This is a genomic window from Streptomyces sp. CB02058, assembly GCF_001905505.1.
In the GTDB taxonomy this organism is placed as follows: Bacteria; Actinomycetota; Actinomycetes; order Streptomycetales; family Streptomycetaceae; genus Streptomyces.
Window position 1 is genome coordinate 551714 of record NZ_LIPG01000003.1, and the last position, 13522, is coordinate 565235.

General features: G+C 71.2%; 13 protein-coding genes. 6 read left to right on the forward strand and 7 right to left on the reverse strand.

The annotated features are described in order from the left end of the window. Positions 1-78: 78 nt before the first annotated feature. Genes AMK10_RS16000 through AMK10_RS16010 form a run of 3 tightly spaced genes read right to left on the reverse strand, consistent with a single transcriptional unit; the run spans position 79 to position 4078 of the window. Positions 79-1566, reverse strand: coding sequence for a glycosyltransferase family 2 protein (locus tag AMK10_RS16000; RefSeq protein WP_073748451.1), 1488 nt, complete (start codon positions 1564-1566; stop codon positions 79-81). Continuing rightward, positions 1563-2663 carry a hypothetical protein gene (locus tag AMK10_RS16005; RefSeq protein ID WP_241839556.1) on the reverse strand — a complete coding sequence of 367 codons (1101 nt, stop codon included), beginning with the start codon at positions 2661-2663 and terminating at the stop codon, positions 1563-1565. Before AMK10_RS16005 ends, AMK10_RS16000 begins: the two co-directional genes overlap by 4 nt. 2 nt (positions 2664-2665) lie before the next feature. Further along, positions 2666-4078: a nucleotide sugar dehydrogenase gene (locus tag AMK10_RS16010; RefSeq protein WP_382565329.1), complete on the reverse strand. Its 1413-nt coding sequence runs from the start codon at positions 4076-4078 to the stop codon at positions 2666-2668. 305 nt (positions 4079-4383) lie between these two features. On the opposite strand from AMK10_RS16010, the gene AMK10_RS16015 reads away from it, so the two are divergent. The 6 genes from AMK10_RS16015 to AMK10_RS16040 all read left to right on the forward strand — a co-directional run bounded on the left by AMK10_RS16015 (position 4384) and on the right by AMK10_RS16040 (position 9727). Further along, entirely contained in the window at positions 4384-5586 is a 1203-nt protein-coding gene (locus AMK10_RS16015) for a S8 family peptidase (RefSeq protein ID WP_073748453.1), read from the forward strand. 209 nt (positions 5587-5795) lie between these two features. Next, entirely contained in the window at positions 5796-6344 is a 549-nt protein-coding gene (locus AMK10_RS16020) for a DUF1697 domain-containing protein (RefSeq protein ID WP_073748454.1), read from the forward strand. Further along, positions 6337-6720 carry a nuclear transport factor 2 family protein gene (locus tag AMK10_RS16025; protein WP_073748455.1) on the forward strand — a complete coding sequence of 128 codons (384 nt, stop codon included), beginning with the start codon at positions 6337-6339 and terminating at the stop codon, positions 6718-6720. The genes AMK10_RS16020 and AMK10_RS16025 overlap by 8 nt, the downstream gene beginning before the upstream one ends. A 611-nt stretch (positions 6721-7331) precedes the next feature. Continuing rightward, positions 7332-8249, forward strand: coding sequence for a S1 family peptidase (locus tag AMK10_RS16030; protein WP_073748456.1), 918 nt, complete (start codon positions 7332-7334; stop codon positions 8247-8249). 135 nt (positions 8250-8384) lie between these two features. After that, complete coding sequence (locus AMK10_RS16035; RefSeq protein WP_073748457.1) at positions 8385-8972, forward strand: TIGR03086 family metal-binding protein; 588 nt, start codon at positions 8385-8387, stop codon at positions 8970-8972. 83 nt (positions 8973-9055) lie between these two features. After that, the gene (locus AMK10_RS16040; RefSeq protein WP_073748458.1) at positions 9056-9727 is read left to right on the forward strand and encodes a mycothiol-dependent nitroreductase Rv2466c family protein; all 672 of its coding nucleotides are present in this window, start codon (positions 9056-9058) and stop codon (positions 9725-9727) included. On the opposite strand, the gene AMK10_RS16045 is transcribed toward AMK10_RS16040, so the two are convergent. The 4 genes from AMK10_RS16045 to AMK10_RS16060 are packed head-to-tail and all read right to left on the reverse strand — an operon-like array spanning position 9724 to position 13304. After that, on the reverse strand, positions 9724-10476 hold the full coding sequence (locus tag AMK10_RS16045; RefSeq protein ID WP_073748459.1) for a sirohydrochlorin chelatase: 753 nt from the start codon (positions 10474-10476) through the stop codon (positions 9724-9726). The two genes, AMK10_RS16040 and AMK10_RS16045, sit on opposite strands and share 4 nt — an antisense overlap. A gap of 6 nt (positions 10477-10482) precedes the next feature. After that, positions 10483-11361: an ABC transporter permease gene (locus tag AMK10_RS16050; protein ID WP_073748460.1), complete on the reverse strand. Its 879-nt coding sequence runs from the start codon at positions 11359-11361 to the stop codon at positions 10483-10485. After that, entirely contained in the window at positions 11348-12139 is a 792-nt protein-coding gene (locus tag AMK10_RS16055) for an ABC transporter ATP-binding protein (protein ID WP_073748461.1), read from the reverse strand. The genes AMK10_RS16050 and AMK10_RS16055 overlap by 14 nt, the downstream gene beginning before the upstream one ends. 49 nt (positions 12140-12188) lie before the next feature. Further along, positions 12189-13304, reverse strand: coding sequence for an aliphatic sulfonate ABC transporter substrate-binding protein (locus AMK10_RS16060; protein ID WP_073748462.1), 1116 nt, complete (start codon positions 13302-13304; stop codon positions 12189-12191). Positions 13305-13522: the final 218 nt, after the last annotated feature.

Consider the following 13522-nt stretch of genomic DNA (forward strand, 5'->3'; position numbering starts at 1 on the left):
CGAGAAGGTACACGGCTGCGACGGCGGCCGCGCTGAGCAGCGCGGCCAACGCCTTGAGGACCGGACGGGGAGCGCCTCTCATGCCGCACCCCTGGACCAGACACCACGCCGGACGGTGAGCAGGGAGTACGGCAGCAGCCAGGCCAGCAGCACCGAGGAGAACACGCTCATCAGCGGCCGGTAGCGCCAGCGTGTGTCCCCGGGGTGGTCGATCTTGTACGCCAGACCCCAGACACAGCCCTTGAGGAGCACGCCGCAGAAATAGAGGAACGTCAGGAAGAGCGCTCCGTGCAGCGGGGCCCAGACCAGGTGCCGGAAGGCCATCACCGGCGCGGCGAGCACCCACAGCGCGTGCCCGTAGTAGAGCGCGGCGGGCCCGGGGCCCCGGCGCCACATGAACGAGCCCGTGAAGAAGAGGTTGCGGATGAAGCTCTTCTTCCAGCGGATCTGCTGGCGCAGGAGCGGGCGGAGCCGGGCCGGGACATCCGTCCACACCTTCGCGGAACGCACGTACCCCACGCGCCAGCGGCGCTCGGCGAAGTCCTGCTCGACGAAGGGCGATCCGGCGTAGCGGCGCTTGAGCGCCGCGCCCTTCCACGCCTGACCGAGGACGTATCCGGTCAGCTGGCGGTCCGTGGCGAAGCGGAACGGGGCGCCCATGAACCGGTCGTCTGCCCAGGCCGGAAGATAGTTGTAGATGGCGTCCCTGCGGAACACGGCCAGCGGTCCCGAGACGCAGGAGACCGAACCGAAGGAAGCCTCGGCCGCCTTGGCGACCCGGAACTGGCCCTCGTACCAGACGTCCTGGATGCGGGCCAGCAGGCTCGACTCCGTGTTCAGCGCCCGGCAGTGGCCGCTCACGGCGCCCAGCTCGGGGTGGTCCACCAGCGCGCGGACACAACGCCGCAGGGCGTCCGGGGCGAGGACGCAGTCGGAGTCGGTGAAGGCGATGATCTCGGTGTCCGCGAGCTCGCAGGCCCGGACCAGCGCGTGCTTCTTGCCGACATTGGCGTCCAGGTGGATGACGGTGATCCCGAGTTCGTCCCGCAGCCGGCGCAGCACCTCACCGGTGCCGTCCTGGGAGTGGTCGTCCACGACGATGATCCGTACCCCCGGGCAGTCGGACGCCGCCATGGAGCGTACGCACGCCTCGATGCCGTCGACCTCGTCCTTGACGGCGAGCAGGAAGGAGATGCCGGGGCTCGCGGACAGCGGGGGGAAGAACTCCTTCGAGCCCGGGCGCACCCGCAGTTCACCCTCGGCGGGGTCCTCGTACCTGCTGTACGCGATGTAGAGCGTGGCGATCGTGCCGGCGAGCACGATCAGCCCGTAGCAGACCGGAAGATCCATGTGGGGCGGCAACCGCGTGGCCTGGTGCGCCAGAACGATGAGGAGCGGCATCAGACAGAGCAGGACGAGCAGGCGCCGTACTCCGTGTCTGAGGGCCGGGTCCGCGGGTGTGGCACGGCGCGTGGGGGCGGGCACCTTCCGGGAGCCGCTGTCGCGGCCGTCGGCGGGGCCGGTGGCCGGTTCCGTGCGGACCGGGGGGCGGTGGAGCGCGTTCACCCGTGTTCTCCTTCCGGACGGAGGATCTCCGGACGGGAGCCGGCCCGAGGGGAACGGCCCGGCAGGGAGACCTCGGGAAGGGAGACCTCAGGAACGGACATCTCCGGAAGCGGAGCCTCCGCGAAGGGCGTGTCCGGGCCGGACGCATCCGGAGGGTTCCCCTGCGGACGCTCGTCCGCGCATCTGCGGCGCCCTCCGGCGTCCCTGGCCGTGAAGCCGTAGAAGGCCATTTCGGTGTTGTCCCCCCGCAGTCCGACCCCGCCGGGCCCGGCCAGCCTGCCCGGGGTCCTGTCCTCCGTGTCCAGCACGGTCCGTCCGTCCAGGGCGAGCGTGATCCGCACCCGGTCGTCCCCGCATCCGCCCACCGTGGCGTCGATCCGGTGCCAACGGCCGTACTCGGCGGCGTGATCGCTCGTGGCGAGGGTGGTGTAGACGCCCTCCTCGTCCACGGGGCGGCCCGGCGCCGGGTGCTTGCGCTTGAGCACGGCCTTGCCGTCACGCCGGCGGAAACTGAGCGCGTACAGCTCCTGCGGGCCGTTGTAGCGGAGCCAGAGGTGTCCGCCGTCCCAGTCGCGCGCGGGAGTGCGCCCGGTGGTGCCCGGGGGCTTGAGGAACACCCAGCACCGTACGGACGTGTCGTCGAAGTCCCGGCGCCGTGTGACGAGCCGGAAGACGGACGAGCCCGTGTACCGGCCGGAATCGGGACCGGGTGTGCCGCCGTCGGGTACTCCGGTCCACCCGAAGCCCCACTGCGCGAACAGGGAACCGCTGGTGACGACCCAGTCGTCCGAGAGGCGGGCGTCGTCCGACTCCGGGCTGCGGTAGGCGTATTCGTTGGTCACCAGGCCGCCCGCGGGGAAGTGCGCGCGGAAAGGGCCCCCGGGACCGGTGGCGGGCTCCGGCCGGGGCGCCGGGGAGGGCGCGGGGCCGGATGCCTTGCCGTCACCCGGGCGGCCGGACACGTCGGGACCGGGTGCCTCCGCGTCCGCCCCGTCCAGGACGAGGGCGGCGGCGAGCCCCGCCGCCGGTGTGGCCACGGCCGCGGTGAGCACGGCGCGCCGGGTCGGGGAGCGGCCCGGTTCCGGGGGACTGCTCATGGTCATACGGCGGCCCCCGCGGTCGCGAGGGCCCGGCGATGGGTGACGTCGAGGACCTCGGTGCCGTCCGCCAGCCAGCCCAGATCCGCTCCGGGGTGCAGGGTGTGGACGACGACGAGGTCCCAGCCCAGCGTTTCGGGGGCGTCGACGCTGTGGCGTACGGACCCGTGACGGTCCAGGCGCGGCACCAGGTCGTCGGAGTACTCGACGGTGGCGCCCCAGGCTGTGAGCCGGTCCATGATCTCCAGCGCGGGGCTCTCGCGCAGATCCGCCACGCCCGGCTTGTAGGCGATGCCCAGGATCAGGACCCGCGCACCGACGACGCCGGGTCCACGTGCCGTGAGCGCTTCCCGGGCCTTCTCGGCGACCCGGGCGGGGCGTTCGGCGATCGCCGTCATCGCGACGTCCACCAGGGGGGACGTGACCTTCCGCGCCCGCAGCTGCCAGAGCAGATAGTGCGGGTCGCAGGGGATGCAGTGCCCCCCGACGCCCGGGCCCGGATAGAAGGGCATGAAGCCGTACGGCTTGGTGGCGGCGGCCTCGATGACCTGCCGCGGTTCGAGGTCGAATTCCAGGCAGTTCTCGGACAGTTCGTTGGCCAGCGCGATGTTGACCGCCCGGAAGGTGTTCTCCCACAGCTTGCTCATCTCCGCCGCCTCCGGGCTGTCCACGCGGTGGACGGAGGGTGCGGTTCCGGCCAGCAGGGCACAGGCGCGCTCGGCGCACCGGGGCGTGACACCTCCGATGACGCGGGGCGTCCGGTCGGGGGAGTGGGAGGGGTTCCCGGGGTCGATCCGCTCGGGTGCGAAGGCGACGAAGACATCCGTACCGGGAGTCATCCCCCGTTCCGCGAGGGGCTCGACGAGAAGCTCGCGGGTGGTGCCCACATAGCTGGTCGAGGTGAGGACCAGGAGCTGTCCCGGCACCGCGTGGGCCACCGCGGCGGAGCAAGCGGCCTTCAGCGCGCGCAGATCGGGCACGAGGCCCCCGTCGACCGGGGTCGGTACGCAGATGATCACCGCGTCCGCCTCCAGGGCCGCGGCGGGGTCGGACGTCAGCCGGAAGTCCGGGTCGGCGAGGGCCGTTGTCAGCCTGCCGAGCTGAGCGGGCAGCAGATCCACCCGCGCGGAACGGATGTCGTCCAGCCGGGACTCGCTGGTGTCCACGCCGATCACCGCGTGGCCGGCCGTGAACAGGGAGAGCGCGGTGGGCAGTCCGACGTAACCGAGGCCGATGACCGCGACGCCGGCCCGGCGCCCGTGCTGGATCTGCGCCGGCAGGCAAGCCGCCGTGGTCTCCGGAGGCGGGACGACGACGCGCGTGCCGTCCGGCGCATCGTCATACCGGCTTGTCGTACAAGCGGTCCGCCATGAGTCCGCGTGTGAGGTGTGGGGGGTGTTGCTGGCGATATGCACATGCGAAACATGCCATTCCGCTTGGTCGTTCCGTCGCGACGGGCGGGCTCACCTGTGCCTTGCCGAGCCGAGTTCACCCGTCCGGAACCCCTGTTCGTCCTAATGCGCGTCGAGCATCGGGGCGGCCTGCGGCGGCGTGGGCGAAATGCGGCGGTTCGCTGTGTCGAAAGTTTGCCGACTGCGTGACGGCTACATGAAGGTCTTGATCTGGGCGCGTCAATCGAGCAGGGTTTCGAGGCAGCCCCCGGAGAATTTCCGGCCGGGGGCCAATCCCCCCACAAAGAATGACGAGGAGACCCCTCTTCATGGCAATTCACAAGCGCGCACGTTCGGTCAAGCTCACCGCCGCGATAACCGCCGTGGCGGCAGCGGCCGGTGTCACCCTGCTCGCGACCCCGTACGCCGGAGCGGCTCCCGCCCCCGCGACGGGCGTCGTCTACGGCGCGGACGCGGCCACGGCCGTCTCCGGCAGCTACATCGTCATGCTGGACGAGAAGGCCGACAAGGCCGACCTGGCCGAGGAGTACGGCGGCACGCTCCAGCGTAACTACGACTCGGCCATCAACGGCTTCTCGGCCAGCGGGCTTTCGGAGACCGAGGCGAAGCGCCTCGCCGCGGACCCGGCCGTCTCCAAGGTCGTCCAGAACAAGAAGTTCCACATCGACGCCACCCAGGACAACCCGCCGTCCTGGGGCCTGGACCGGATCGACCAGGCCGGGACCGAGGGCGACAGCGCGTACACCTACCCGGACGCCGCCGGCGGGGACGTCACGGCGTACGTCATCGACACCGGGGTCCGTGTCACCCACAAGGACTTCGAGGGCCGGGCCACTTCGGGCTTCGACGCCGTGGACAACGACGACGACGCCGACGACGGCAACGGGCACGGCACCCACGTGGCGGGCACGATCGCGGGAGCGGCCCACGGCGTGGCCAAGAAGGCCAAGATCGTGGCCGTCCGCGTCCTCGACGACGCCGGCTCGGGCACCACCGAGCAGGTCGTCGCCGGGATCGACTGGGTCACCGCGAACCACGAGGGCCCGTCCGTCGCCAACATGAGCCTCGGCGGGGGTGCCGACCCGGCCCTCGACGCCGCGGTGCAGAAGGCCATCGCCTCCGGCGTCACCTTCGCGGTCGCCGCGGGCAACGAGTCGAGCGACGCCGGCGAGGGCTCCCCCTCCCGCGTCCCCGAGGCCATCACGGTCGCCTCGTCGACGGTGGACGACGAGCAGTCGTCGTTCTCCAACTTCGGTTCGGTCGTGGACATCTACGCTCCGGGCTCGGACATCACGTCGGCCTGGAACGACAGCGACGACGCCACGAACACCATCTCCGGTACGTCCATGGCGACCCCCCACGTCGTCGGTGCCGCCGCGGTCTACCTCGGCGGACACCCGGACGCCACCCCCGAGGAGGTCGCTGCGGCGCTCACCGGTGGAGCCACCCCGGACGCCATCACCAACGCGACCGAGGGCACGGCGAACAAGCTCCTGAAGATCGTCGAGTAAGCAGTAAGCAGTAAGCAGTAAGCAGTAAGCAGTAGGCAGGGCACACGGCCGTGTCCGCGACGTCCGGCTCGCCCGCCGGGCGCACGGCGGACCTCGCGGACACGGCTCGGCACGAAGGCCGCCGCGCTCTCCCCCACGGGGCGCGGCGGCCGCCGTGCGCGAGCGGGCGGGACACGGGCGAGCGGAGTGCGAGGCTCTAGGGTGGGGACATGAGCACGATGTACGCGGCGCTGCTGCGGGGGATCAATGTCAGCGGCCACCGGCGCGTTCCGATGGCGGAGCTCCGCACGGTGATGGGGGAGCTGGGACACGGGGACGTCGCCACCCATCTCCAGAGCGGGAACGCCGTGTTCAGCAGCGGGTCGGGTGACGAGGACTCCCTGGCCGCCGAGCTGGAACAGGCGATCGACGCGCACTTCGGCTTCCCGGTCGACTGCCTCGTCCGCTCCGGCGCCTATCTCGCCGCCGTGGCCGAGGCGTGTCCCTTCCCGGCCGCGGAGCTGGAGGGCAAGCAGCTGCACGTCACGTACTTCGACAAGCCCGTCGACGACGCCCGGTTCGCGGCGCTCGACGCCGGTGCGTTCCGTCCCGAGGAGTTCCGGCTCGGGGATCGCGCCCTCTATCTGTACGCCCCCGACGGGCTCGGCCGCTCCAAGCTGGCCGTGGCGCTCGGACGGCCCGCCTTCACCCGCGGCCTGGTCGCGACCAGCCGCAACTGGAACACCGTGGTCAAACTTGTGGAGATGACGCGTGACTGAGCCTTCGCCCGCCGTGGCAGCAGCGATCGAGGGCGAGCTCCGCCTCCTCGATCCCGTGGTACGGGGCTCCGCGGACGTGCTGGCCGCACTGCTGCACCCCGAATTCCGGGAGATCGGCACCAGTGGGCGGCTGTGGGAGCGTACGACGATCATCGCCGCCCTCACCGGGCCCGACGCACCGCACCCCGGGCCGCTCACCGCGTCACGGATGCGCGGCGATCAGCTCGCGCCGGACCTGGTGCACCTCACCTTCGACACGGAGTCCAGAGGGCTGCGCTCCCACCGCAGTTCGCTGTGGCGGCTGAGCGGGGGCGGCTGGCGGCTCTACTTCCATCAGGCCACGCCCTTCATCGACGACCCCTTCGCCGAGGTCTGAGCACCGGGGCCTGATCGCCGGGTCCCCGGGCGCCGAGCGGGAGCGCCGCGCGCGCCCCGCCTTCCGGGGCATCACCCCCCCCCAGCACACGCCGGGGCGGCACCGCAAGAGTGCCGCCCCGGCCCTATGTGCCCCTGATCCGCACCCGGCGCCCGGCCGGTTATCGCCGGAACGGCGGATTCCGGCCACCCGGGGCGCCCGGGCAAAACGCCGGTAACCGTCCGAACGGTCGGTGCCTTCGGGTGCCCGTTCCGGGATGCGGGCATCGCCCGGCCGGCGGCCACTCGGACGCCTCGGGCGTGTGTGAACGCGATGCGCGTAGACAACAGCAGTCGCCCGGCCGTGCTTCACGCCTTTGCTGCAATTAGCTGCGGGCGTCCGTTCGGTGAGCGGACGCCGGTGTTCGGAGGTCACCCGCACGCATAGCGGAGCGGGAGGTCCGCTGTGCGTCGCGGGTCCGGAAGGCGACCTTGCCACCGGGCCAAGCGGAGTCAAGGATTCGAGCCGTGCGGTTGGCAGGTCCACGACCAGAACCCGCGGTCGAGGACAACCTCACACCCCTCGGTCCGCCCACCCCGCGTACCGGACACCCCCCATCGACGGAGGATCCTGTGACCTTCAAGCGCTTCGCCCCCCTCGGCTCGATCTCCAGACGCGCTCGCCTCCTCGCGGCGACCTCGGGTCTGGTCACCGCCGTCGCGCTTGCGGCCCCCACCGCGGTCGCCCAGGCCGCACCCGACACCACGGTCACCAAGGCCGAGCTCGCCGAGGCCAGTTCGGCCGTGCGCGGCGCCGACATCGCCGGCACCGCCTGGTACACCGAGGCGAGCACGGGCAAGGTCGTCGTGACCGTCGACAGCACGGTCACCGCCGCCGAGATCGCCACGATCAAGAAGTCGGTCACCGATTCCGGTGCCAAGGCCGACATCAACCGCACCGAGGGCACCTTCAACAAGCTCATCGCGGGCGGTCAGGCCATCTACGCCGGCGGCGGCCGCTGTTCCCTCGGCTTCAACGTCCGCAGCGGCAGCACGTACTACGCGCTGACCGCCGGGCACTGCACCGAGATAGGCAGCACCTGGTACACCAACTCCGGCCAGACCACGACCCTCGGTACGCGCGCCGGAACCAGCTTCCCCACCAACGACTACGGGCTGATCCGGCACTCCAACTCCGCCGCCGCGGACGGCCGGGTCTACCTCTACAACGGCAGCTACCAGGACATCACCTCCGCCGCCAACCCCAGCGTCGGCCAGTCCGTCAAGCGCAGCGGCTCCACCACGGGCGTCCACAGCGGCACCGTCACCGGTCTCAACGCGACCGTGAACTACGGCGGCGGTGACATCGTCTACGGCATGATCCAGACCAACGTCTGCGCCGAGCCCGGCGACAGCGGCGGCTCGCTGTTCTCCGGCACCACGGCCCTCGGCCTCACCTCGGGTGGCAGCGGCAACTGCACCTCGGGCGGCACCACCTTCTTCCAGCCCGTCGTCGAGGCCCTCAACGCCTACGGTGTGAGCGTCTTCTAGCAGAACCCGCACCCCCGCACCTGTCGACGGGCCGCGCTCCCCGAGCGCGGCCCGTTGCCGTTCCACCGGAGCCCCGGCCCGGCCCCTGTCGTGTTTCTTCAAGACCGGCCCTCTTCACGATCGCAGGGTGGACCCATGAAGAACGCGTACGCACACATGGCCGAATGCGCCACCGAGTCCGCCCGGATCGCCCGGGGCATCGCTGCCACGCTCCCCGCCTCGGCCCCGACCCCCTGCCAGGGCTGGGACCTGCGGGAACTCATCAACCACTGGGTGCTCTACAGCGCCCACGGCCTGGAGTGCCGTGCCCTGCGCACCCCCATCCCCGACGAGCTGACGACCCGTGACTTCACGGCCGACGCCGACTGGCCCGAGCAGTACGCCGCTCAGCTCGACCAGGCGGTCGCCGCCTGGTCCGATCCGGCGGTCTGGGAGGGTGGCATCGACACCGGACACGGCTCCACCCCGGCCCCGGACATCGCCGCGATGCTCCTCATGGAGACCGTGCTGCATGGTTGGGACGTGGCCCGCGCCACCGGACAGGAGTTCCGGATCTCCGAACCGGCGGCCGGCCACCTGCTGAGGACGGTCGAGGGCACGGCCGCGCTCTACCGGCAGTACGAGGGCTTCGCCGGTGAAGTCACCCTGCCCGAGGGAGCGTCCGACTTCGAGCGCGCCCTGGCCCTCAGCGGACGCGACCCGCACGGGACCCTGGCGGCCTGACGGCTCAGGAGGCGCCGGTGGCCCACCGGCACGGGGGCCGAATGGCCCAGACACACGGGCCACCGCCTTCCTAGGCTTCACCCATGAGCACCCACGTGAACAAGGCATCGGGCAGCGCGGTCGTCGACTTCTACTTCGACCCCGCCTGCCCGTTCGCCTGGATCGCCTCCCGCTGGATGCTGGAGGTGGAGCGCCTGCGGGACATCGAGCTCCGCTTCCACGTCATGAGCCTCCATCTGCACAACACCGGCAACGAACTCCCCGACCGGTACCGCGATCTGGTCGACAGATCGATCGGACCGGTCCGGGTCGCCGCCGCCGTGGCGGCGAGCCACGGTCCGGGCGTCCTCAGGGACCTCTACACCGCCCTGGGCACCCGCATCCACCGGGAGAAGAACGAGGACTTCGACGCCGTCGTCGCCGAGTCCCTCGCCGAACTGGGCCTGCCCGCAGCCCTGGCCGAGGCCGCCCGCATGGACACGTACGACGAGGCCGTGCGCCGCAGCCACGACCGGGGGAAGGACCCCGCCGCCGGTTCCTACGTGGGAACACCCACGATCCATGTCGACGGCACCGTCTGGTTCGGACCGGTGCTCAACTCCGTACCGCGCGGTGAGGAGGCGGGACGGATCTTCGACAGCTTCCGGGTCCTGGCCGGCCACCCGGACTTCTTCGAGATGAAGCGCGAGCGCACCGGGAGCCTCGACCTGGGTCAGGGCCCCTTGTCCGGATCACGCGGGCCCGGCAGACCCTAAGCGCTCATCGCCCCGTTCACCGGGACGCGCGCCTCGTCGTAGCGCGTCAGCAGCAGCCGGGCCAGCTCGGGGGACGGGCCGAGCACGCCGGCCAGCACATCGGCCCCGGACTCCTCGGCGCCCGCGGCGATACGGTCGGGAAGCCTGCCGGGTGCGATGACGTACGGGGCGACCGCGACCCGCCGTACGCCTTCGGCGCGCAGGGCGCGCACCGCGTCGGCCGTGCGGGTGAGAGATGCGGAGGCGAACGCAGGCCGCACGGCGCACCAACCGGTGTGCCGCAGCTCCCGCGCGATTTCAGCGATCACTGCGATCGCCTCCGGGTCGGTGGAGCCCGCCGCGGCCAGGACCAGCCCGGTCGAGCTCTTGTCTCCGGGGGTGACCCCGGCCTCGTACAGGCGCCGTTCCAGGGCGGCGTTCAGCAGCGGCGACGGGCCGAGCACGTCGGCCTGGTGGATCCGCAGCCGGGGGAGCCGGGCGCGGGCCTCGCGCAGCACCGAGGGAATGTCCGACTTCGCGTGGAAGGCCCGGGTCAGCAGCAGGGGCAGCGCCACGACCTCGTCCGCCCCCTCCGCGGCCAGGCGCTCCAGCACCCTGGGCACGGACGGGGCGTTGAACTCCAGGAAGCCCGTCTCCACACGCAGCCCGGGCCGCAGCGACCGCACCCGCGCGGTGAGCGCGTGGACGGTCGCCGCGTGCCGCGGGTCGCGGCTGCCGTGGGCGATGACGAGGAGAACCGGAGAGGGCATCAGGACTCAGCTCTTGACCAGGAGACCACGGCCGCGCAGCACGCGCCGCTCCAGCGGGCTGAAGATCAGCAGGTCGATGGCGATGCCGACGAACAGGATGAGGAGGATGGCCAGGAAGATCCCCGGCATGTCGAAGTTGTTCCGGCCGTTCTCCAGCAACTGGCCGAGCCCCAGCCCCAGGTCCGGCGAGGACGCGATGATCTCGGCGGCCATGAGCGAGCGCCAGGAGAACGCCCAGCCCTGCTTGAGGCCCGCCAGGTAACCGGGCAGCGCGGCCGGCAGGACGATGTGGATCGTCCCGCGCAGCCCCGTCGCACCGATCGTGCGGCCCGCGCGCAGGAACAGCGGCGGCACCTGGTCGACACCGGAGACCAGGCCGTTGGCGACGGACGGGACGGCGCCGAGCAGGATCACCGCGTACATCGTCTTGTCGTCGAGGCCCAGCCAGATGATGGCCGGCGCCACCCACGCCACGGAGGGCAGCGACTGGAGCCCGGACAGGATCGGGCCGATCGCGGCCCGCACCACCCTGACCCGCGCGACCAGCAGACCCAGCGGGGTGCCGATCGCCACGGCCATCACGAAGCCGAGCAGACCCCGCGACACACTGGTCCAGATGACCTCCAGCAGGGTGCCCTGCACCCACATGTCGGTCAGACTGTCCCAGACCGCCGTGGGCGGCGGAAGCTTGTAGTCGTCGGTGACCTTCGCCCAGACCAGCAGCTGCCAGACCAGGACCACCAGGACGACCGCGACGACCGGCGGCAGGACCTTGTTGAGCAGGATCTCGCGGGTCGGCGTCCTGCGGACCTGTACGGCGTCGAGCGCGTCCAGGCCCGCTTCGAGACCGGCCAGGTCGTCGGGCTTCGTATCAGTGCTGGCCATGTCGGCGGATCTCCCCACGCAGTTCTTCGGTGATCTCGACGGACAGCTCCGCCACGGCGGTGTCCTCGATACGGCGAGGCTGCTCGATGTCGACCGTCCACTCGCGGGCGATCCTGCCCGGGCGCGAGGACAGCAGGATCACGCGCTGGGCGAGCCGCACCGCCTCACGCACGTTGTGGGTGACGAAGAGGACGGAGGCGTTCGTCTCGCGCCAGATCCGCGTCAGCTCGTCGTGCAGCACATCGCGGGTGATGGCGTCGAGCGCGGCGAACGGCTCGTCCATCAGCAGCAGCTGGCTGTCCTGGGCGAGCGCACGGGCCATCGCGACCCGCTGGCGCATCCCGCCCGAGAGTTCGTGCACCCGCTTCCCGTACGCCCCGCCGAGGCGTACGAGTTCGAGCAGCCGCTCCGCCTCGGGGCGACGGGCGGACTTGGGGACCCCGCGCAGCCGCAGGGCGAGTTCGATGTTCTTGCCCGCGGTCAGCCACGGGAAGAGGGCGTGCTCCTGGAACATCAGGGCCGGCCGCCCGCCGGGGGTCTCGATGGACCCCGCGGTCGGGCGGTCGAGACCGGCCACGAGATTGAGCAGCGTGGACTTACCGCACCCGGAAGCTCCCAGGAGGGTGACGAACTCGCCCGGAGCGACATCGAGCGTGATGTCGTCCAGGACGAGCTGCTGCCCCGTGGGTCCGGCGAAGGACTTGGAGACGTTCGTGATGCGGGCGGCATGCTCGACCGCTGCACGGTCCTCGGCCTTGGTGAGGGTGGTGGTCGCCATGGTCGTCACCTCCTGGGAATCTTCAGGGATCCTGGTGCGGGCGGATGGGCTACTCGGCGCCGAGACCGGCGTCGGCGACCTCGGGCTGGCCCTCGGCCTTGAGGATCTTGTTCAGCGGCTTCAGGTCGTAGATGCCCTTGAGGTCGGGCTTCTCCAGCAGACCCGCGGAGACCGCGTGGTCGGCCTGCGCCTGGAGCGTGGCGGCCAGCGGGTCGTCCGTGATCTGGATGGACTCCCAGGCCGGGTCGAGGACATCGGCGGGCAGCGCCTTGCCGCTGAGCTCCTTGAGCGCCGCGTTGGCCGAGGCCTTCGCCTCGTCAGGGTTGGCGTTGATCCACTTGTTGGTGTTCACCGTGCCGCGCAGCACCGCGTCCACGACGTCCGGGTGCTCGGAGAGGAACTTCTGCGACACGATGATGTTCGTGATGACGAACTTGTCGTCCGGCCACAGCGTCGACTCGTCGAGCAGGACCTTGCCGCCCTCGGCGACCAGCTTGGAGGCGGTCGGCTCGGGGACCCAGGCACCGTCCAGGGAACCGGCCTTGAAGGCGTCCGGGGTCACCTTGTTGTCCGAACGGACCACGGAGACGTCGCCCTTGCCGCTCTGGGCGTCGACCTTCCAGCCCTTCTCGGCGATCCAGTTGAGGAACGCCACGTCCTGGGTGTTGCCGAGCTGAGGGGTGGCGATCTTCTTGCCCTTGAGGTCGTCCAGGGTCTTGATCTTCTTCGGGTTCACGACGAGCTTCACGCCGCCGGACGCCGAGCCACCGATGATCCGCAGGCTCTGGCCCTTGGACTTGGCGAAACCGTTGATCGAGGGGGAGGGACCGATGAAGCCGATGTCGATCGCACCCGCGTTGAGCGCCTCGATCTCGGAGGGCCCGGCGTTGAACGTCGAGGGCTTGACCGTGGTGCCGCCCAGCTCCTTGGCGATGAGGCCCTCCTGGATGCCGACCAGGGCGGTGGCGTGCGTGAGGTTCGGGAAGTAACCGATCTTCACGGTGTCCGTCGAGAGCTTCTTCCCGTCGGCGGAGACGTTCGACTTGGAGGAGTCGTCGTCCTTCGCCTCGGAGCCGTAGCCGCAGGCGGTGAGCGCCACGGCGAGCAGCGGCAGGGCGGCGGCAGCGGAGAGGCTGCGGCGGAGGGTGGTACGGGTGGCAGGCACGGGAGGCTTTCCTCTCGTTGGCCCGGTGCTCACGTCCCCCTGGGGTCAGGTGGCGCGGCCGGGCGGTCGGCAGGTCTTCGTCTGAACTGGCGGTGCGGGTCGTACGAGCGGGCGCGCAGGCAGTGCGCGTACGTCATCACGCACATCGCCCGACCCCGCCCTGGCCGCTGCCGAGGGCGCCGCTGCCGACCCGGCCGCCCTCCTTCGCGAAGGTCGAG